This is a genomic window from Polaromonas sp. P1_G2 (assembly GCF_056405515.1).
Map to the genome: position 1 here is coordinate 1 of NZ_JBFUBY010001589.1, position 381 is coordinate 381.

Annotated in this window: 1 protein-coding gene; it reads right to left on the reverse strand. The window is 65.2% G+C overall.

All coding sequences use genetic code 11. From position 1 onward, the window contains the following. A partial coding sequence (locus AC1D0P_RS31675) for an ATP-binding protein (RefSeq protein WP_477680346.1) occupies positions 1–381 on the reverse strand: 381 nt, incomplete at both ends.

A 381-nucleotide genomic window follows, 5' to 3' on the forward strand; every position in this document is an offset into this window, starting at 1 on the left:
GACGTTGATCGAGCCGCGCAACGCATCGATGGTGCGTTTGACCACATCCATGCCGACGCCGCGGCCGGAAAGGTTGGTGACGCTCTGCGCCGTCGAGAAGCCCGGCTGGAAGATCAGCTGCAGCAGTTCCTGATCGGAGAGCACCGCATTGGGTGCGATGATGCCGGAGCTTTCCGCCTTGGCGCGGACRCGCTCGCGRTTGATGCCGCGGCCGTCGTCGCGGATCATGATCGTCACCTCGCCGCCGGTCTGGCGGGCTGAGAGTGACACGCGGCCTATGGGCGATTTGCCGGCGGTGATACGTTCCTCCGGTGTTTCGAGGCCGTGGTCGCAGGAATTGCGCACCAGATGGACGAGCGGATCGGCCAGGCGTTCGATGAC